We start from the raw sequence: 18,591 nt of genomic DNA, 5'->3' as shown, positions 1-18,591 counted from the left end.
AGGCCTCCGACCGTCATGTCCGACACAACCACCGCCGGCAAGGACTTCATCCGCCAGATCATCGCCGACGACATCGCCGCCGGTAAGCATGGCGGCAAGGTCGTCACCCGCTTCCCGCCGGAGCCGAACGGCTTCCTGCACGTGGGCCACGCCACCTCCATCTGCCTGAATTTCGGGGTGGCCGAGGAGAACGGCGGCGTCACGTTCCTGCGTTTCGACGACACCAATCCGGGCAAGGAGAGCATCGAGTTCGTGCGCGCCATCGAGGCGGATATCCGCTGGCTCGGCTTCGACTGGGGCGACCGCCTTACCCATGCCTCGGATTACTTCGATCAGCTGTACGACTGCGCGGTCGACCTGATCCGTCAGGGCAAGGCCTACGTGGACGACCTCGGCGCCGACGAGATCCGCGAGTACCGCGGCACGCTGAAGGAGCCGGGCCGGGAGAGCCCCTGGCGCGGCCGCGGCGTGGAGGAGAATCTGGATCTGTTCGAGCGCATGCGCGCCGGCGAGTTCGCCGACGGCGAGAAGGTGCTGCGCGCCAAGATCGACATGGCGGCGCCGAACATGCACATGCGTGACCCGACGCTCTACCGCATACGCCACATCCCTCATCAGCGCACCGGCGACAAGTGGTGCATCTATCCGATGTACGACTTCGCGCACGGCCTGTCGGATGCCTTCGAGGGCATCACCCATTCGCTGTGCACGCTCGAGTTCGAGGATCACCGGCCGCTCTACGACTGGCTGCTCGATCAGCTCGATCTCCCGCACCGCCCGCGCCAGTACGAGTTCTCGCGCACCAACCTGGCCTACACGGTGACCAGCAAGCGTCGGCTGGCCGAACTGGTCGAGCGTGGTACCGTCGCGGGCTGGGACGACCCGCGCATGCCGACGCTCGCCGGGATGCGCCGCCGTGGTTATCCGCCCGGCGCGCTGCGGGAGTTCGCCCGCCGGGTGGGCATCACGAAGAAGAACAAGCTGATCGAGATGGGCTTTCTGGAAGCGACCGTGCGCGAGGTGCTGGACCCTTCCGCGCCGCGGGTGATGGGCGTCATCGATCCGCTGAAGGTGACCATCACCAACTACCCGGAAGACCGGGTGGAGCCGGTGACCGCGCAGAATCATCCGAACGACCCGTCCATGGGCGGGCGGGAGCTCGCCTTCTCGCGCACGCTCTGGATCGAGCGCGACGACTTCATGGAGGATCCGCCGAAGAAGTTCTTCCGACTGCGGCCGGGCGGCGAGGTGCGGCTGCGCTATGCCTATATCATTCGCTGCGACGAGGTGGTGAAGGACGAGGACGGGAAGGTGGTCGAGCTGCTGTGCAGCTACGACCCGGACACCCGGAGTGGTGCGACGGGCGCCCAGCGCAAGGTGAAGGGCACCATCCACTGGCTGTCCGCGGAGCATGCGGTGCCCGCCGAGGTGCGGCTCTACGATCGGTTGTTCACCGAGCCGGCGCCGGGGGTGAAGGGAGACTGGCACGAGGCGATCAACCGGGATTCGCTGAAGGTGGCCTCAGCGCAGGTGGAGCCGGGTGTTGCGGTACTTGCTCCCGGAGATGCGGTGCAGTTCGAACGGCTGGGCTACTTCACCGCCGATCCGGACTCGAGCGTGGAGTCGCCGGTGTTCAACCGGATCGTCACCCTGCGGGATTCCTGGGCGAAGGTCGAGAAGCAGGCGATGCAGCAGGCGGGCGGTGCATGACGATGGCGGGAAAGAACCGCGAGAAGTTTGCACGCGCCTGAACATGCACCTGATCAATTGTAGCGTCCGTTGCTGCCAGCCTCGGCTACCGAACCATCCGGCCGGTCGCAGCCTCTGAGTTCAGTGGGGACTCGTTGATGACTACAGAAAGGGCTGCGGAAAACTCAGTGTTCGGAATGACGGCAGTTGTTCTTGGCTTCCTTGCCTTCGCGGCGGTCATCGACAAGTTGGACTTCGAGTTCTAGTTCGGTGCGCGGCGTCACGATCTGAAACGCTCCTTCTGAATTGTCGCCATAGCCTCTACCCTGTGGTCATGACGACCTGGGTTCCACTTTGAATATCCTGATCCAGACCGCCGGTTCCCGGGGCGACGTCGAGCCCTATGTCGCGCTGGGCCAGGGCCTGCTGCGTGCGGGTCACCGCGTCGCGCTCAATACCTGTGACTGTTTCCGTGGCTTCGTCGCGCAGCGCGGCCTCGAATACGTCTATCTCAACAGCGGTCTGGTCGACCTGCTGGATACCGAGGTGGGCCGCGGCGCGATCGAAGACATGGGCAGCTTCTTCCGCGCCATCCGCATGGTCCCGCGGCTCATGCGCGAGAGCAGCGACATCCAGCGCTCGATGCTGGCAGAAGGATGGGACGCGGCGAGATCAGTCGACCCGGACCTGATCCTGTTCAATTCCAAGATGGCGGGAGCTCATTACGCCGAGAAGCTCGGCGTTCCCTCCGTCCTGGCCATGCCGCTGCCGCAGTTCGTGCCGACGAGTGCATTTCCCGCGCTCGGCTTCCCGCGACTCCCGCTTGGCCGCTCATACAACCGTCTCACCTACAGGGTGGTGCATGCCGCCGCCGACCGGATCGGCGGGAAGTTCGTCAGCGAATGGAGGCGCGCGCAGGGTCTGCCGCCGGCCGCGGGTCTCGGTCTGCTGCGACGCGGCGATGGTGATGCGGTCCCGGTACTGCATTGCTACAGCGAGAACGTCCTCCCGCGCCCGGACGACTGGCCCGACCATGTCTACGTCACCGGCTACTGGTTCCTCGACCGGGCCGCGGCGTGGTCGCCGCCGGCCGGACTGAGGGACTTCCTGGATGCCGGACCGCCGCCGGTCCACGTCGGCTTCGGCAGCATGGCCGGGCGGGACCCGGCGCGGACCGCGGGCATCGTGCTCGAGGCGATCGCACGGACGGGCCGGCGCTGCATCCTGGTGACGGGGTGGGGCGGACTGGCGCCCGAGGCCGTGCCGGACGACGTGTACGTGATCGATGCCGTGCCTTACGACTGGCTGCTGCCCCGGGTCGCCGCCACTGTCCACCACGGCGGCGCCGGCACCACGGCGGCCGGCCTGAGAGCCGGACGGCCGACCGTGATCTGCCCCTTTTTCGGTGACCAACCCTTCTGGGGCCGGCGTGTCCGGGAGCTCGGAGCGGGTCCCGACCCGATTCCGCAGAAGAGGTTGAGCGCTGCCGGGCTGGCCAGCGCCATCGAGCATGCCTGTACCGATGCCGCAATCGGTCGGCGCGCTGCAGAGCTGGGTGCGCAGATTCGCGGAGAGGACGGCGTCGGCCGTGCAGTGCGTCTGCTCGAGCGCCTGGCGGAGCGGAGCCCGGGATAACGCTGTTTCACGCCGGCGAGCTCCGGCGGCCGCTCAGCTCCAGAGGCGGTCGGTCGCGATCGCCGCGCCTTCGGCGAGGGAGGCGAGCTTGCCCCAGGCTACGTCCGGGTCGATGCCCTGCATGCCCACGTGCACGCTGAAGCCGCAGTCGACGCCGGCCATCACGCGGTCGCGGCCGACCAGCCGCGCGTAGCGCTCGATGCGCTGGGCCACCAGCTCCGGGTGCTCGATGTAGTTGGACTGCGGTTCGATGCAGCCGGGACAGAGGATCTTGTCGTCCGGCACCTGGACCGTCTCGAACAGGGTCCACTCGTGAGCGTGGCGGGGGTTCGCGGCCTCGAACAGGATCGTGCGCGGCTTGGCCTTCCAGACCAGATCGATGATCTCGCCCATCGCCACGTCGCAGTGATGCGGGCCGGGATAGTTGCCCCAGCACAGGTGCATGCGCAGCTTCTCTTCGGGAATGTTGCGCACGGCATGGTTCAGCGCCTCGATGTTCATGGCGACGCGCCTGCGGTACTGCGCGAGGTCCATGTCCGCGTAAGCCGAGTGCCGGCCCATGGCGAGGTCCGGGCAGTCCAGCTGCACGTACGCGCCGGCCGCGGCGATCGCCTCGTACTCGTGGCGCATGGCCTCGGCGACGGCGAAGACGTACTCCTCGTCGCTCTCGTAGTACTCGTTGCCGAAGAAGATGGTGACCACGCCGGGGGAGGCCGCGCTGGAGAAGATGCCCGCCACGTCGGCGTCCTTCGCCGAATTCGTGAGATTCACCATGTCGAGTGCCGCCGCCTCGGTGTCCTTCACCGAGATCGGGGCGTTGCAGGCGGGCGCCGAGCGCTTGCGGCGGCCGGGATTGGCGGCCACGATCTCCGCGCTCCTCGGGTAGTCGACCAGGTCGCCGAAAAAGTAGTCCTGCACGGACTCGCCGCCGAAACCGTGCAGCCGGTCCTTCACATAGGTGGCGTAGCTCGGCTTGGACATCTCGCCGTCGTTGACGATGCCGATGCCCGCGGCGGCCTGGCGGTCCACCATCTCCTGCACGGCACTCGCCACGCGCTCGGCGAGCGCCTCCTCGTCCACCGGGATGCCGTCGCCCTTCGCCCACATGATGCGGATGAGATCGTCCGGGCGGGGCAGGCTGCCGGTGTGGGTCGTCAGTATGCGGTCGGCGCCGGTGCTCATCGTCTCTTCTCCTTCAGGCCTCGGCGCGCAATTCGGCCGCGGCTTTCGACATGGCCGCGAGCTTGCCGAATGCCGCCTCGCGGCTCAGGTACTTCATGCCGCAATCCGGGGCCAGAACGATGCGTTCGGCGTCGACGTGCTGCAGCGCCCGGCGGACCCGCTCCTTTATAGTCTCGACCGACTCCACCTCGTTGCTCGAGAGGTCCAGCACGCCGAGCAGGATGTCCTTGCCCGGCAGGGACTCGAGCACGGAACAGTCCAGGTTGGACTGGCCGGTCTCGATGGAGACCTGGCTGCAGCAGGCGCCGGAGAACTCGGGCAGGAAGGAGTAACCCTCGGGCCGCTCGTGGATCAGGGCCGCATAGCCGAAGCAGATGTGCACGCAGGTCTGTCCGTCGACGCCGTCCAGCGCGCGGTTCAGGGCCTCGATGCCATACTCCCGGGCCTGATCGGGTCGGGCCTGCATGTAGGGCTCGTCGATCTGCACGACGTCGGCCCCGGCCGCGAACAGGTCGCGGATCTCGGCGTTCACGGCGTCGGCGTAGGCGAGCGCGGCTTCCCGGTCCGTCGCGTAGTGCTCGTTCTGCGCCTGCTGTGCCATGGTGAACGGATCCGGCACGGTGAACTTCACCGCCCGGTCGGTATTCGCCCGCAGGAAGCGAAGGTTGTCGACTCCCACCGGATGCCGGCGGCGGATCGGTCCGACGATCCGGGGCACGAACACCGGCTCGCCGCTGCGGTCCAGAGCCTCGCCCGGGTTGTCGAGGTCGATGCCGTCCAGCGCGGTGGCGAAGTGGTTGGAGTAGCTCTCCCGGCGGATCTCGCCGTCGGAGACGATGTCGAGCCCGGCTCGCTCCTGATCCTGGATAGCGATGCGGGTGGCGTCGTCCTGGGCCTGCTGCAGGAACTGTTCGTCGATACGCCAGAGCTCTTGCGCACGGGTGCGGGGAGGAAAGCGTCCCGAGAGCTTTTGCCGGTCGATGAGCCAGTCCGGCTGCGGATAGCTGCCGACGATGGTGCAGGGGAACAGCGGTAGTCTGGATGCCATGGATGAAAACCCGGGTTTTTCAGCCCGAGGCGGCCTCCTTCTTGTCGGCGTCAGAGTAGTCTATCAGTTTGGACTTGTACGTCTCCCGGGGCAGGGTGCCGTAGGGCACCAGCTCGACCTCGGTGGTCACCAGCAGGCGCGAGCGGATCTCCTGCCGGATGCGGTCGGCCAGTCCTTCCGGCGCGCTCGACATGCCCTCGCCGAGTTCGACGACCACCGGCAGTGGCGGCGACTGCAGCACCCCACGCTCCCTCGGTCGCACCTGCAGCAGGCCGCCGACGTCCGGTGCGAAGTCCTGCAGCAGGCTGCGAATGGCGGAGGGGAAGAGGTTCACGCCGCGCACGATCAGCATGTCGTCGGTGCGCCCGACACAGCGGATGCGCGGCCCGGTGCGGCCGGTGGGGTTGTCCTGCATGTTGACCACCACGTGGTCACGGCTGCGGAAGCGCAGCAGGGGCATGGCCTCGCGCTGCAGGGCGGTGTAGACGAGTTCTCCTTCCGCGCCGTCTTCCCAGGGGATGGGCTCGCCGCTGGCGGGATCGATCAGTTCCACGTGGACGTAGCCGCGCGCCATGAAATGCATGCCGTTGCCGTCGTCGTCCTCCGCCCAGGCAGAGAGCGAGATGTCGCCGATACCCATGGACTCGCGCACCTTGCAGCCGAACGCCTCCTCGATGCGCCCGCGCACCAGCGGGTCGCCGCCGCCGGGCTCGCCGGCGGTGATCATGTTGGTGAGGCCCAGGGAGCGGGTGTCGATGCCGTTCTCCTGACACCAGTCGATGAGATACAGGCCGTAGGAGGGCGTGCAGCTCACGCCGGTGGCCTTCAGGTTGCGGATGGCCGTGACCAGGCGCTCCGTGTTGCCGGTGCCGACCGGGATGACGGTGCAGCCGATCTTGTCGAAGCCGTAGTAGACGGCGCCGGCGACGAACGGTCCTGCGTTGAAGCCGACGGCGATGCGCTGGCCCGCCGAGAAACCGGCCGCGGTGTAGCCTCGGGCGACGTTGGTGGCGTAGACGTCCACGTCGTTACGGGTCAGCCCGAGATAGCAGGGCACGCCGGTCGTCCCGCTGGTGCTGAATACCCGCATCAGCTTTTCCGGCAGTGCCGCCAGGTGCTCGCCGAAGGGCGGGGCATCGGCCTGGGTCGCACGCAGCTCGTCCTTCTCGGTGAAGGGCAGTTGCGCGATCTCATCCAGCTCGCCCACGGCGCCCGCGTCGTCGAAGCCGGCCTCGCGCAACTTCTGCTGATAGAAGGTGGAATGCTCGAACAGGTAGGCGACCTGGCGCCGATAGGTCTTCCGGTCGAGGGCGAACTGCTCCTCTACCGGGCGCGTCTCTGTTCCCTTGTCATAAATCATCGGGGACCACCTTTGTTGTGTCGGGTCCTGTTGTGTCGGGATGCGCTCAGCCGCGGTTCCAGCGCAGCGAGCACTCGGCGACGCGTTGACCCAGGCGGCGCGCTGTCTCCAGATCGGCCTCGGGCGGGCAGACGTCGGGACCTTCGTCCACGTTCGACTGGGCCATGGCGCCCAGCGAGCCGCCCAGCCGGTTCACGTCGTCCACGCTGCCCTTCGAGCTGTTGTTGCCCGGCAGCAGATTGAGATTCACCCAGACCATGCCGTGCTGGGCGGCGAGGGTGAGGAAGGAGACCAGCGTGTTCTGCTTGTCGCCGTTCTGGGAGCCGGAGTTGGTGAAGCCGGCGGCGAGCTTGTCCGCCCACTTCTGCTCCATCCAGCGCCCGGACGTCGCCTCCATGAAACGCTTCATGTCGGCCGACGCGCTGCCCATGTAGGTGGGGCTGCCGAAGACGATGGCGGCGGCCTCGTCCAGTTCGGACCAGCCCGGGGCCTCGGTGTCCTCCAGCTCCGTGACGGTGAGCTCGATGCACTCGACGCCGTCGACGCGGCGGATGCCTTCGGCGACGGCGGCCGCCTGCTTCGCGGTGTGGCCGTAACCGCTGTGATGGACGATGCAGATCTTCGTGGACATGATTCCTCTCTCGGTGTCTCGCTGGTGTTCGGAACTCTTCCCCGGTGCCGGGCCGAGCGGGTCCGCGGGCCGGAGTCCGTGTCCTCCGGCCTCATGGCGGGGAGCCCGCGGTGCCGGCCGCCGTTCAGGCGGCCGCGGTTCGACTAGCGGTGGTACTGCTCGTTGTTCGGCGTGTGATCGCCGGCCAGCCAGCGCTTCAGTTCACTATGCGCCTTCGGCAGCTGGTCGGCGTTGATCTGGTCCACGTCCGGGTGGTCGACGGTGAATTCCACCAGCAGTTTGGCCGGATCGAACACGTACAGCGAATAGCAGTAGCCGTGATTGAGGATGTACATGTCGGGCTCCTTGTAGCCGGCGGCCTCGAGGCGTTCCCGGATGCCGTCCTGGCTCTCCTGGTCCACCTTCAGCGCGAGGTGGCGGAAGCCGGACAGCGGCAGCTCGGGGCCGAACTCCTCGGCATCGTCATCGTCGGCGAACTGGAAGAAGGCCAGTGCCTCGCCGTCGCCGATGTCGAAGAAGCAGTGCGCGTAGACCCGCTCCTTGCCGAACAGATCGGTCTTCTCGCACCAGGTGGCGGTCAGCGGGAAGCCGATGATGTCCTCGTAGAAGTGGCGCACGGCTTCCAGGTCGCGGGTGACGTGGGCGTTGTGGTGGAGTCGGGAATTTACTCTCGGTGCTTGCATGGTCTGAAACTCCTCGTCTGTTCCGTCTGCTTCGGGTCCGCTCAGAAGCGCTTGGAGAACTCGACGCCCCAGCGCCTGGGCATGCCCGGCCAGAGGAAGTTCGCCCCCGGCACGGGACCCGGCGAGAACTCGGTATTGTATTCCTCATCGAAGGCGTTCTTCGCCCACAGCATCACCGACCAGTCGTCCGGCATCTCCACGCCGACACGCACGTCGACCAGATCATAAGGGCTGCGCACGGAGATATTGCCCGGGTCCCACCAGGTGTCGCCGGTGCGCTGGTAGTCGACCCGCACGACGGCGTTCACGCCGCCGAAGAGCTCGGTGGGCCGCTGATAGAGCACGCCCAGATTGAGCGTGTACTCGGAGACGAGCGGCGCCTGATTGCCGTTGTCGGCGGGATCCGCGGCGCGCTCGATCTCGCTGTCGGTGTAGCCAAGACCGAAATTCACGCTGAGGTTGTCCGTCACGAGCGCGCTGCCTTCGATCTCCAGACCCTGGTAGGTGACCTCGGGGATGCTGCCCAGGTTCTGCGTGCTGGTGCCCGGATCGAAGAAGAAGAAGTAGGCGTTCTCGAAGTCGGTGTAGTAGACGCTCGCGGAGCCGCTGGCGCGGCCGCCCCAGAACGAGCCCTTGATGCCGGCCTCCCAGGTGTCCGCGATCTGCTCCTCGAAGATGTCTTCCACGCCGGGCTCGGGCACCGCGCCGCCCACGCCGGACTGGTTGAAGCCGCCACTCCGGAAGCCGCGGCTGTAGCCGCCATAGACCGTCATGGTGTCGCTCGGCTGCCAGGTCAGCGTGACCTTGGGCTGCCAGGCGTCCCAGGTCTCCTTGCGCACCTCGCCGAAAGTCGTCAGACCGCCCGTCGGGTCGTACAGCGGCTCGGTCAGCGTGGTGTTCTCGCGCTCGTCCTCGTCGTAGCGCAGGGATACCGACGCCTCGAAGGTGTCCGTGAGGTCGTAGGCGACCTCGCCGAAGACCGCCCAGGCGAAGTTGTCCTGCTCGTCCACCAGCAGGCCGAACTGGGGGCTCGGGTCCGTGGGGTCGACGAACACCGAGACGCGCGGCTCGGTGGTGACGTCGGGCACGCCGTTGCCGCGGTCGATCATGTTGCCGGTGGAGATGAACCGGTCCGTCTGGATGAAGTAGGTGCCGGCGATCCAGCGCAGGCGGTTCTCGGCCGGCGAGGTGAAGCGGAACTCCTGGCTGATGGCGTCGGATTCGAGGTACTGGGTCTGGCTGAGGTCCACGAACTCGTCGCCGGTCAGATCGCGGATGAGCGGGGCGAAGTCGAAGAAGTTGACCACGGACTCCTCCCGGGGCACGAAGTTGAACTGGTCGCCGGTCAGCAGTTCCTCGAGATCGTCATAGGCAGTGATGGAAGTGAACGTGCCGAAGTCGGCCTCGTAGTCGAGCTTCAGCGTGGCGTTGTAGAGGTCGCGCTCGTTCTTGCCCGGGTTGTTGACGCGTACCGGGATGTCGGTGTCGTCCGCCTCCGGGCCGATCACGAAGTACAGCGCCTGGGTGTCGAGCTGCGACGCGGACAGCCGCAGGTCTGCGGAGAAGCGGTCCGTCGGTTCCCACAGCAGCTTGAAGCGGCCGGAGATGTCCCGGTAGGGATCGGCTTCCTCGTCCAGGAATTCGTTCTCGATCCAGCCGTCCGTGTCCACGTAGGAAGCGGAGGCACGGAACTTGAGCGTCTCGCTGCCGCCGATCGGGCCGCTGACCGCACCGCGGGCGGTGAAGCCCGGGCCGTCGTCGGCGCCGAGTTCCATGCGGCCTTCCAGCTCGTCGGTCGGCTGCTTGGTCACGATGGTGATGGCGCCGCCGATGGCGTTACGCCCGTACAGCGCGCCCTGGGGCCCGCGCAGTACCTCGATCTGCTGGATGTCAAACAGTTGCTGGTTGAACTGGGCCGGGTTGGCCATCAGGACGCCGTCCACGAGGACTGCCGCCGACATCTCACTGTTGCGCGCCTGGGAGACGCCGCGGATGTTGATGAAGGAGTTGCCCGCGTTCTGAGTCTGGACCAGCGTCACGTTCGGCGTCAGCTGGATGAAGTCCTGCGGCGTGTTGATGCCGGCGGACTCGATCTCGTCGGCGGTGAACGCCCGCGCGGAGACCGGAATGTCCTCCAGCGACTCCGCGCGTTTACGGGCAGTGACCACCACTTCCTCGATGACCTGCCCCTGGGCGCGGACCTCGACGAAGGGCACGGCGAGCGTGGGTGCCAGCAGGCACACAGCGATCCTGGTCGATAGCTTCATTCTTGACTCTCCCCCGAGCTGTTTTTGGACAGGATGACGTGGATGCTATAATTTTCGCATAACGAATTCAACTTCGATATGCGAAAAAGTATCGACGGAGGGGAGACCATGGCAGACGAGACCACGACGGGCCACACGGGCATCTGCGGCTACGACGCGGACAACATCCTGATCCGCGGCCGGAATCTCGTGACCGACATCATGGGCAGCTACAGCTTCACTCAGCTGATGCTGCTGCAGGCGCTCGGCAAGGAACCCACGGAGACCCAGGTGCGCATCGTCGATGCGGTCATGGTCACGATCATGGAGCACGGCATGGTGCCCTCGGCGGTGGTGAGCCGGCTCACGCACTACGGGGCGCCGGAGTCCTTCCAGGGCGCGGTGGTGGCCGGCCTGCTGGGGGTTGGCGACCGCTATGCCGGCACGGCGGGCGAGTGCGGCGCCGTGCTGGAGCGTATCCTCGCGGCGGACGAGTCAGAGCGCAAGGCGAAGGCCATCGAGGAGGTGCGGAGCTATCGCAGCATCCGTCGGCCGATACCCGGCTTCGGTCATCCCATCCACCAGACGAAAGACCCGCGCGTCGAGCGGCTGCTGGAGATCGTCGGCGCGGCCGGTGCCGGCGGCGAGGCCATCGATGCGATGTATCTGCTGCAGGATGCGCTGCGCGAAGAACTGGGCAAGCCGCTGGTGACCAACATCAGCGCGGCGATGGCGGGGGCCATGGCGGAGGCCGGCATCCCCTCCCGGCTCATGCGCGGGGTGGTGCTGACCGCCCGCTGCGCCGGGCTGGTGGGGCACGTATTCGAGGAGATGTCCGAGCCGGCGGCCCCGGCGATCTGGGAGGCGGCCCAGGAGGCCGTCGACTACGAGCCGTGATGGCGGCGGAGGCGCCGGTGGGCAGCCGCTCCCACGAGGTGGTCGCGGACGGCGCGCGACTCCACGTCGAGGCGGTCGGCGTCGGAGCACCGTTACTGCTGGTGCACGGCTGGGCGATGGATCACCGCGTGTTCCGCCCCCAGATAGAGGCCCTGTCGCGGGATTACCGCGTGATCGCCTTTGACCGCCGAGGCTTCGGCCTGTCCGAGGGCGAGCCCGACCTCTTACGGGAAACGGGGGACATCGACGCCATCGCCCGGCAGCTGATCGGCGGTCCTTTTCACCTGCTCGGCATGTCCCAGGGCGGACGCATCGCCCTGCGTTACGCGGCACGGCATCCCGGTCGGCTGCGTTCCCTGATCCTGCAGGGCGCCGCGGTGGACGGCGAGGACCCGGGCGGCCCGGATGCCGAGCGTATCCCGGTCGCCGAGTACGCCGCACTGGCGGCCGAGGGCCGTATGGACGAGGTCCGGCGCCGCTGGCTGTGTCATCCCATGATGCGGGTCGGCGAGGGTCACCCGGAAGCGGAGACGCTGCTGCGACAGATGCTGGCGGATTACCGTGGCGAGGATCTCGTGCGCTTCCGTCCGGAAGCCTATGCCCGGTCCAACGATGTGCTCGGCGCCGTGGCCGGCGCCGGACTGCCTCTGCTGGTCCTGACCGGAGCCCGCGAGACGGAGGCGCGGCGCCGCCTCGCCCGGCTGCTCGTCGAGAAGGTGCCCGGTGCCCGCGAGGTAGTGCTGAGTGCCAGTGGACATCTCGGCAATCTCAGCGAGCCGGATGCCTACAACCGGGCGGTGCGGGAATTCTGCCGCGACGTCGATTGCGGCGATTGAGTCAATTGCGGCGATTGCGGCAATGACGGCCGCGGCGGCTCAGTCCGCGGCGCCGCGGATCGAGTGGACCAGGACGGGGTAGCGGCGCAGCTCAGTCTCGATCCTGTCGGCGGCACGACGCAGGTGCGGCAGCCGGGTCTCCACCATCTCCGCCTCGTTCACCCGCGTGGTGGCGGTCGAGCAGTTGATGGCCGCGATCACGGTGCCATCGTCCATGCGCACCGGCACCGCCACCGAGACGATGCCGTAGTCGAGTTCATCCTGGATGGAGGCGTAGCTGCATCGGCGTACCTCGCCCAGTATCTTTCGCAGCGCCGGCACCGAGGTCTCGGTCTTGTCGGTGAACTTCTCCGGTCGCATCTCCGCCAGCAGCGACTCGAGCACGTCGTCAGGCTGATGGGCGAGCAGCACGCGGCCGAGTGAGGTGCAGTACGCGGGGAAGCGGGTGCCCACGCCGGCGGCAAGCCGAACCATGCGGTTGGTGGAGACGTGCACCAGGTAGAGGATGTTCTGCCGGGACAGGACGGCCAGCGACGAGCTGTCGCCGGTGCGGTCGCGTACCTCCTGCAGGTACGGCCGGATGACTTCTTCCACATTCATGGACTCGAGGAACGCGGACGCGAAGCCGATCACCTCCGGCGTCAGCAGGAAGCGCTTGCCTTTCTTGCCCACATAACCCAGGTGCACCAGCGTATTCAGGCAGCGCCGGGCGACGGCCGGGCTGAGCGAGGTGGCGGCTGCGACCTCGCTGAGACTCATCTCGGGACGCTCCTTGGTGAACGAGCGCAGCACCGTCAGCCCCCGTGCCAGGGTGCTCAGGTATTCGCCGTCGCTGCGGGGATTTTCATTCGGCATGAATGGGTGGCGTCGACCTCGGGACGAGCCGGGATGGTAGTACGGTTTCGGCGCGGAGTGTTAGCCGCGTGCGCTCAGCCGGCCTCCATGATGCGAACTGGCGCGCCCCGGTCCAGGCCCAGCCCGGCGGCGGCGTTCGACTCCGCCCGCGCGATCTCCAGCACGCCGAAGGAGTTCACCAGCGCGAGATACTCGCCGGGTTTCGAGCGCCCGTAGGTCTCCTGCAATTCGAACTCGTGGCCGCCGGCGAGAATCAGCGGCCGTTCGAAACTCTCCAGGTATTCCTCGCCGATGTTCGTGATCAGGTTGCCGAAGTTGTCCACCGTCACGACCACGCCGACGACGCGGCCGTTGGCGCTCTCCGGCTCGTCCAGCCAGCCGGGGGTCCAGTCGTCCGCACGGGGACCCAGATCCGAGGGCGCCAGACGGTCCGACGCGAGCTCCGCGGCCAGCGGCGCGAAGATGTCCCGGCCGTGGAAGGTGGCGCTGGCCGGCGGCAGCGACAGCGACTCCAGGCCGGCGGTGTCCACCCGGTGCACCGCGGCGTCGGCGACCGTGTCGAGCAGTGGCGCCAGCAGGCCGTTGTCCGGGGCCAGGAAGACGTGGCGATCGGCCTCGGCGACGATGATGTCACGCTCGGTGCCCACGCCGGGGTCCACCACCGCTACGTGCACCGTGCCCGGCGAGAAATAATAATAGGAGCGCTGCAGCCAGAAACCGGCTTCCGCGGGCCAGTGCACCGGGATCTCGTGGGTGAGGTCGACGATCTTCGCATCCCGGAAGCGCGCCAGGATCACCCCCTTCATGACGCCGACGAAGGGCCCCTTGTGGCCGAAATCCGTGGTGATGGTGACGACGCCGGAAGCCATCGCTGCGCGCTCTCCCTCGATACGAAGCGACTAGCTTAACCCAGCGGCGGCCAGGCGGGCAGTCAGGCGGCGGCCGGGTCCGCCGTGCGCCGGGACCGGTGCCACCAGCGCGCCCAGTAGATGAACGGCGTGTCGATGACGGCGATGGCGAGCTTGAATACGTACTTGGCGGCGCCCAGCTGCAGGGCGGTGGCGAGATCGACCACACCCCACCACACCACCAGCGAATACAGCGTGGTATCGAGCGCCTGGGAGGCCATGGTGGAACCGTTGTTGCGCAGCCAGAGCCAGCGCCCGCCGGTGGCCTGGCGGATGCGGTGGAAGGCCCAGACGTCGAAGCTCTGGCTGATGAGGTAGGCGAGCAGCGAGCCGGCCACGAAGCGGGGCGTGAAATCCAGGATGGTGACGAAGGCCTCGTGGACTTCGCGGGAGAACGCGGCGGTCTTCGGGTCGTTGGACGGCAGATACTGCAGGCCCAGGCTCAGCATGATGACGATGATCACGCTCACGAAGAACCCCAGCCGCACCGCCTGGTTGGCCGCCTTCCGGCCGTAGTTCTCGCTCAGGACGTCCGTGGCGAAGAAGATGCTGGAGTAGAAGATAACGCCGAGACTGGTCTGCAGGCCGAATATCTCGGTGAGCTTCGGCCCCTGCAGGTTGGCGAGGATGATCGCGGTGACGATCGCCGCCTGCAGTCCGGCGCGGCCGAACAGGCGGAACAGGATGACGGTGAAGGCGAGGTCGGCCGCCAGTGTGGTCAGCCAGAGTGCCTCCTGGTTCGCGGCGAAGAAGGCGGACAGTGCTTCGGGGAACATGGACTATCCGCAGAACGGGAAGCGGCAGAACGGGGAGCGGCAGATCTGGAGAGGGTGCCCGCAGCCGCAGGCCGCGGGCACCCGCGCTCCCTGTCGCTCACATCAGGCCGGCGTAGCGCTCGACGTGGAAGTCGGCGTTGCCGAACAGCGTGTTGATCACCGTCAGCCGCTTGAAGTAGTGGGCGACGTCCAGCTCCCAGGTGACGCCCATGCCGCCGTGCAGCTGGACGGCTTCCTCGCCGATCTGGCGGCCGGCCGTGCCCACCTGGTACTTGATGGCACTGATCGCCCGGCGGGCCTCATCGGCGTCCTCGCTGTCCTGCGCCATCACCGCCCACAGCAGCAGCGACTTGGTCTGCTCGTAGAGCATGAACATCTCCACCATGCGGTGCTGCAGCGCCTGGAACGCGGCAATGGGCACGCCGAACTGGACCCGGCTCTTGGTGTACTCGAGGGTCTTGTGGTTCAGCTTCTCCATGATGCCCACGGCCTCGGCGCAGACGGCCAGCGTGGCCTCCTGGAGCACCGACTGCAGGACCGGGTATGCCTTGCCTTCCTCGCCGAGCCGCTGCGCGGCGGGCACGCGGACGTCCTTGAAGGTGATCTCCGCACCTTTCTGGCCGTCGACGGTGGCATAGCCGCGCCGCTTCACGCCGTCGCTGTCCGCGGCAAGTACGAACAGGCTGATGCCGTCCTCGTCCTTCTGCCCGCCCGTCGTGCGCGCGCTCACCACCAGCACGTCGGCCGTGGCACCGTTCAGCACCACGCCCTTCTCGCCGTTCAGCACGTAGTCATCGCCGTCCTTCTTCGCGCTCAGCGCGACGTCGGCGAGGCGGTAGCGGCTCTGGGGCTCCAGGTAGGCGAGGGCGCCGGTCTTCGATCCTTCGATCAGCGGCATCAGCCAGTCGGCCTTCTGCGCCTCGTCGGCCGTGCGCCGCAACGCGCCGCCGGCCAGCACGATGCTGGCGAGATACGGCTCGACGACCAGGCCGCGGCCGAACTGCTCCATGATCAGCATCAGTTCCACCGGACCGCCGTCCAGACCGCCGTCCTCCTCGGGGAAGGGCACGGCGGTCCAGCCCAGGTTGGCGAATTCCTGCCAATCCTCGGCGCTGTAGCCCAGCTCGCTCTCCGAGTGCTTCATGCGCTTCTCGAAGTCGTAGTCGTTGTCGATGAATTTCGCCACGCTGTCCTGCAGCAGTGACTGTTCTTCGGTGATTGCAAAGTCCATGCTCGATATCTCCGCTTAAGGGGCGACCGGCTCTACAGGCCGAGCACGTGCTTGGCCACGATGTTGCGCTGGATCTCGTTGGATCCGCCGTAGATCGATGCCTTGCGGTTGTTGAAGTAGACCAGCGAGGTGCGGGTCTCGGCGCCTTCGCCCACGTAGTCTTCCTCGCCGAAGTCCACCTGGTACTGATCCGGCACGAAGGGGATGGCGTAGTAGCCGGCCGCCTCCATGAACAGCGTGTCGATCAGCTGCTGCAGCTCGGTGCCGCGGATCTTCAGGATGGAGCTCTCCGGGCCCGGCGCCTTGCCGACGGCGACGGCGGCGAGCGTACGCAGATCGGTGTACTCGAGCGCCTTCAGCGAGATCTCGGCCTCGGCGAGCTTGCGGCGGAAGCTCCAGTCCTCGATGAGCGGCTCACCGCCGCGCACCGACGAGCGCGCCAGCTCCTTCAGCCGGTTCAGCCGGTACTGGGAGCGGGCCACGTCGGCGATGCTCGTACGCTCGTGCTGGAGCAGCACCTTGCCGTACGTCCAGCCCTTGCCTTCCTCGCCCACCAGGTTCTGCACGGGCACGCGCACGTCCTCGAAGTGCACCTCGTTCACCTCGTGGCCGCCCTCGATGGTGATGATCGGCTTCACGCTGACGCCCGGCGTCTTCATGTCGCAGAGCATGAAGCTGATGCCCTCCTGGCGGCGCTCGACGTCCTGGCTGGTGCGCGCCAGCAGGAAGATCCAGTCGGCGTGCTGGCCCAGCGTGGTCCAGGTCTTGGTGCCGTTGATGACGTACTCGTCACCTTCACGGTCCGCGCGGGTCTTCAGCGAGGCGAGGTCGGAGCCGGCGCCCGGTTCCGAGTAACCCTGCGCCCACCAGACATTGCTCTCCAGGATGTCGGGCAGGAACCGCTCCTTCTGCGCGTCGTTGCCGAAGGTGTAGATGACGGGGCCCACCATGCTGAGGCCGAAGGGAACCAGCCGCGGCGTGTTGTAGCGGGCCATCTCCATGGAAAAGATGTATTTCTGCACCGGGCTCCAGCCCGTGCCGCCGCACTCCACCGGCCAGTTCGGCGCGATCCAGCCCTGCTTGTAGAGAATCTTCTGCCAGCGGATGAAGTCTTCGGGATCGGGCTCGATCCCGTTGTTCATCTTGTAGGCGATGTCCTCCGGGTACTTCTCGTCGAGGAAGTTCCTGACTTCCTCGCGGAACGCTTTCTCCTCGGCGGTGAAATTTACATCCATGGTGCTGTCCTGATACTGACAAAATGGGGGCGATACCCCGTGTCCGCGGTCGCGCCCGGTCGGGCACGCAACGACCGCTGCGGCCGCAGCGGAGGCGGCCGCCGAAACAGTCCCGGCCATACGCCCGGGACCCCCTCAACGCCCGCAGAATAGCATTATATTGCACTGCACAACAATGCGGTGAAGCCTGCGAAAATCCGGACAGAACCTGTGTTGCGGTGCCCGGTCGGCCGCTCGACGGGGGGCGCCGCCGGCATGCTATGGTTACACGACTGCGGTGCCGGGAGCGGCGCCGGTCCGTTGCACGGCAGAGGGGATAAAGGGAATATCATGACCCGCGGCACACCCGAGACACCGGTCATCACCGATGCGCTGGCGCGCCCGCTGCGCGACCTGCGCATCTCGGTACTGGACCGCTGTAATTTCCGCTGCCCCTACTGCATGCCCGAGTCCACTTTCCACGCGGACTATCAGTTCCTGAAGCAGCGCCAGCGTCTCACCTTCGACGAGATCCACCGGGTCGCGCGCGCAGCGGCCGGCCTGGGGGCCACCAAACTGCGGCTGACCGGCGGCGAGCCCCTGCTGGAGAAGCGGTTGCCGGACCTGGTGTCGCTGCTCGCGGGCATTCCGGGGGTCAAGGACCTCGCGTTGACCACCAATGGCATGCTGCTGGCGCCGGTGGCACGCCGTCTGGCCGAGGCGGGGCTGTCACGGGTTACGATCAGCCTGGACAGTCTGGACCCGGACGTCTTCCGGCGCATGAGCGGCGGGCGCGGACGGCTCGAGGACGTGCTGGCGGGTATCCGCGCCGCAGATGAGGCTGGTCTGTCGCCGCTGAAGATCAACGCGGTCATCCAGAAGGGCGTCAACGATCACACCGTACCGGAGTTGCTGGAGCACTTCCGCGGCACCGGCCACATCGTGCGGCTGATCGAGTACATGGACGTCGGCAACCGCAACGGCTGGCGCATGGACGAGGTGGTGCCGTCGCGGGAACTGCTCGCCCGCATCGCGGAGCGCTGGCCGCTCACGCCCGTCGGCCGCAATTATCCCGGTGAAGTGGCCCGGCGCTACGTGTACGAGGACGGCGCCGGGGAGATCGGCTTCATCTCGAGCGTGACCGAGCCGTTCTGCGGCACCTGCAACCGGGCACGGCTGTCGGCCGACGGCACGCTGTACACGTGTCTGTTCGCCAGCCACGGCACGGATCTGCGCGAAGTGCTGCGCGACGGGGCGGACGTGGACGAACTTGCCGATATAATGCGCAGGATCTGGCTGCAGCGCGCCGACCGCTACAGCGAGCTCAGGACGCCGGGCGCGGCCCAGGCCCATGTGCTGCGCAAGGTCGAGATGTACCGGATCGGCGGCTGACCGCAGCA

Annotated in this window: 16 protein-coding genes; 5 read left to right on the top strand and 11 right to left on the bottom strand. The window is 67.1% G+C overall.

The window, feature by feature from the left end; all coding sequences use genetic code 11:
• Nucleotides 1–15: 15 nt before the first annotated feature.
• Nucleotides 16–1,710 (top strand): glutamine--tRNA ligase/YqeY domain fusion protein, encoded by a 1,695-nt coding sequence (locus ACJMKX_RS10045; RefSeq protein WP_405224407.1) that lies wholly within the window; start codon nucleotides 16–18, stop codon nucleotides 1,708–1,710.
• Between the two features lie 333 nt (nucleotides 1,711–2,043).
• Nucleotides 2,044–3,324 (top strand): glycosyltransferase, encoded by a 1,281-nt coding sequence (locus tag ACJMKX_RS10040; protein ID WP_405224404.1) that lies wholly within the window; start codon nucleotides 2,044–2,046, stop codon nucleotides 3,322–3,324.
• A gap of 33 nt (nucleotides 3,325–3,357) precedes the next feature.
• Here the strand turns inward: ACJMKX_RS10040 and ACJMKX_RS10035 are convergent, their stop codons facing one another.
• The 6 genes from ACJMKX_RS10035 to ACJMKX_RS10010 form a co-directional block, all read right to left on the bottom strand.
• Nucleotides 3,358–4,506: a cobalamin-independent methionine synthase II family protein gene (locus ACJMKX_RS10035; RefSeq protein ID WP_405224401.1), complete on the bottom strand. Its 1,149-nt coding sequence runs from the start codon at nucleotides 4,504–4,506 to the stop codon at nucleotides 3,358–3,360.
• 13 nt (nucleotides 4,507–4,519) lie between these two features.
• Entirely contained in the window at nucleotides 4,520–5,554 is a 1,035-nt protein-coding gene (locus ACJMKX_RS10030; protein ID WP_405224398.1) for a uroporphyrinogen decarboxylase family protein, read from the bottom strand.
• 19 nt (nucleotides 5,555–5,573) lie between these two features.
• Nucleotides 5,574–6,914, bottom strand: coding sequence for a phenylacetate--CoA ligase family protein (locus ACJMKX_RS10025; protein WP_405224395.1), 1,341 nt, complete (start codon nucleotides 6,912–6,914; stop codon nucleotides 5,574–5,576).
• 46 nt (nucleotides 6,915–6,960) lie between these two features.
• Nucleotides 6,961–7,545 (bottom strand): flavodoxin family protein, encoded by a 585-nt coding sequence (locus ACJMKX_RS10020; protein WP_405224393.1) that lies wholly within the window; start codon nucleotides 7,543–7,545, stop codon nucleotides 6,961–6,963.
• 143 nt (nucleotides 7,546–7,688) lie between these two features.
• Entirely contained in the window at nucleotides 7,689–8,228 is a 540-nt protein-coding gene (locus tag ACJMKX_RS10015) for a VOC family protein (protein WP_405224390.1), read from the bottom strand.
• A gap of 41 nt (nucleotides 8,229–8,269) precedes the next feature.
• Nucleotides 8,270–10,495, bottom strand: coding sequence for a TonB-dependent receptor (locus ACJMKX_RS10010; RefSeq protein ID WP_405224388.1), 2,226 nt, complete (start codon nucleotides 10,493–10,495; stop codon nucleotides 8,270–8,272).
• A gap of 108 nt (nucleotides 10,496–10,603) precedes the next feature.
• Here ACJMKX_RS10010 and ACJMKX_RS10005 point away from each other — a divergent pair, with 108 nt between their 5' ends.
• On the top strand, nucleotides 10,604–11,371 hold the full coding sequence (locus tag ACJMKX_RS10005; protein WP_405224385.1) for a citryl-CoA lyase: 768 nt from the start codon (nucleotides 10,604–10,606) through the stop codon (nucleotides 11,369–11,371).
• Nucleotides 11,371–12,207 carry an alpha/beta fold hydrolase gene (locus ACJMKX_RS10000; RefSeq protein WP_405224382.1) on the top strand — a complete coding sequence of 279 codons (837 nt, stop codon included), beginning with the start codon at nucleotides 11,371–11,373 and terminating at the stop codon, nucleotides 12,205–12,207. The genes ACJMKX_RS10005 and ACJMKX_RS10000 overlap by 1 nt, the downstream gene beginning before the upstream one ends.
• Nucleotides 12,208–12,246: 39 nt before the next feature.
• On the opposite strand, the gene ACJMKX_RS09995 is transcribed toward ACJMKX_RS10000, so the two are convergent.
• The 5 genes from ACJMKX_RS09995 to ACJMKX_RS09975 form a co-directional block, all read right to left on the bottom strand.
• Entirely contained in the window at nucleotides 12,247–13,062 is an 816-nt protein-coding gene (locus ACJMKX_RS09995) for an IclR family transcriptional regulator domain-containing protein (protein WP_405224379.1), read from the bottom strand.
• A gap of 74 nt (nucleotides 13,063–13,136) precedes the next feature.
• Nucleotides 13,137–13,931, bottom strand: coding sequence for an SAM hydrolase/SAM-dependent halogenase family protein (locus ACJMKX_RS09990; RefSeq protein WP_405224376.1), 795 nt, complete (start codon nucleotides 13,929–13,931; stop codon nucleotides 13,137–13,139).
• Between the two features lie 62 nt (nucleotides 13,932–13,993).
• Nucleotides 13,994–14,746: a queuosine precursor transporter gene (locus ACJMKX_RS09985; protein ID WP_405224373.1), complete on the bottom strand. Its 753-nt coding sequence runs from the start codon at nucleotides 14,744–14,746 to the stop codon at nucleotides 13,994–13,996.
• 97 nt (nucleotides 14,747–14,843) lie between these two features.
• Nucleotides 14,844–15,977 carry an acyl-CoA dehydrogenase family protein gene (locus ACJMKX_RS09980; RefSeq protein ID WP_405224370.1) on the bottom strand — a complete coding sequence of 378 codons (1,134 nt, stop codon included), beginning with the start codon at nucleotides 15,975–15,977 and terminating at the stop codon, nucleotides 14,844–14,846.
• Nucleotides 15,978–16,009: 32 nt separating this feature from the next.
• The gene (locus ACJMKX_RS09975) at nucleotides 16,010–17,212 is read right to left on the bottom strand and encodes an acyl-CoA dehydrogenase family protein (RefSeq protein ID WP_405224367.1); all 1,203 of its coding nucleotides are present in this window, start codon (nucleotides 17,210–17,212) and stop codon (nucleotides 16,010–16,012) included.
• A 330-nt stretch (nucleotides 17,213–17,542) separates the two neighbouring features.
• Between ACJMKX_RS09975 and moaA the strand changes: the two genes are divergently transcribed.
• The gene (gene moaA, locus ACJMKX_RS09970; protein ID WP_405224365.1) at nucleotides 17,543–18,583 is read left to right on the top strand and encodes a GTP 3',8-cyclase MoaA; all 1,041 of its coding nucleotides are present in this window, start codon (nucleotides 17,543–17,545) and stop codon (nucleotides 18,581–18,583) included.
• The last annotated feature ends 8 nt before the right edge of the window (nucleotides 18,584–18,591 follow it).

The sequence above is a fragment of the Lentisalinibacter sediminis genome (assembly GCF_040706615.1).
Lineage (GTDB): Bacteria > Pseudomonadota > Gammaproteobacteria > Steroidobacterales > Woeseiaceae > Lentisalinibacter > Lentisalinibacter sediminis.
Note: the sequence above shows the minus strand (reverse complement) of the source record. Positions and strands in the feature narration are given on the sequence as shown.

Bases quoted from the DNA above. Each gene is read 5' to 3' on its own strand.
- ACJMKX_RS10030 (WP_405224398.1), bottom strand. From the start codon at position 5,554: ATGGCATCCAGACTACCGCTGTTCCCCTGCACCATCGTCGGCAGCTAT.
- ACJMKX_RS09995 (WP_405224379.1), bottom strand. From the start codon at position 13,062: ATGCCGAATGAAAATCCCCGCAGCGACGGCGAATACCTGAGCACCCTG.
- ACJMKX_RS09975 (WP_405224367.1), bottom strand. From the start codon at position 17,212: ATGGATGTAAATTTCACCGCCGAGGAGAAAGCGTTCCGCGAGGAAGTC.
- ACJMKX_RS10005 (WP_405224385.1), top strand. From the start codon at position 10,604: ATGGCAGACGAGACCACGACGGGCCACACGGGCATCTGCGGCTACGAC.
- ACJMKX_RS10025 (WP_405224395.1), bottom strand. From the start codon at position 6,914: ATGATTTATGACAAGGGAACAGAGACGCGCCCGGTAGAGGAGCAGTTC.
- moaA (WP_405224365.1), top strand. From the start codon at position 17,543: ATGACCCGCGGCACACCCGAGACACCGGTCATCACCGATGCGCTGGCG.
- ACJMKX_RS10035 (WP_405224401.1), bottom strand. From the start codon at position 4,506: ATGAGCACCGGCGCCGACCGCATACTGACGACCCACACCGGCAGCCTG.
- ACJMKX_RS10000 (WP_405224382.1), top strand. From the start codon at position 11,371: ATGGCGGCGGAGGCGCCGGTGGGCAGCCGCTCCCACGAGGTGGTCGCG.
- ACJMKX_RS09985 (WP_405224373.1), bottom strand. From the start codon at position 14,746: ATGTTCCCCGAAGCACTGTCCGCCTTCTTCGCCGCGAACCAGGAGGCA.
- ACJMKX_RS10010 (WP_405224388.1), bottom strand. From the start codon at position 10,495: ATGAAGCTATCGACCAGGATCGCTGTGTGCCTGCTGGCACCCACGCTC.
- ACJMKX_RS09980 (WP_405224370.1), bottom strand. From the start codon at position 15,977: ATGGACTTTGCAATCACCGAAGAACAGTCACTGCTGCAGGACAGCGTG.
- ACJMKX_RS09990 (WP_405224376.1), bottom strand. From the start codon at position 13,931: ATGGCTTCCGGCGTCGTCACCATCACCACGGATTTCGGCCACAAGGGG.
- ACJMKX_RS10015 (WP_405224390.1), bottom strand. From the start codon at position 8,228: ATGCAAGCACCGAGAGTAAATTCCCGACTCCACCACAACGCCCACGTC.
- ACJMKX_RS10020 (WP_405224393.1), bottom strand. From the start codon at position 7,545: ATGTCCACGAAGATCTGCATCGTCCATCACAGCGGTTACGGCCACACC.
- ACJMKX_RS10045 (WP_405224407.1), top strand. From the start codon at position 16: ATGTCCGACACAACCACCGCCGGCAAGGACTTCATCCGCCAGATCATC.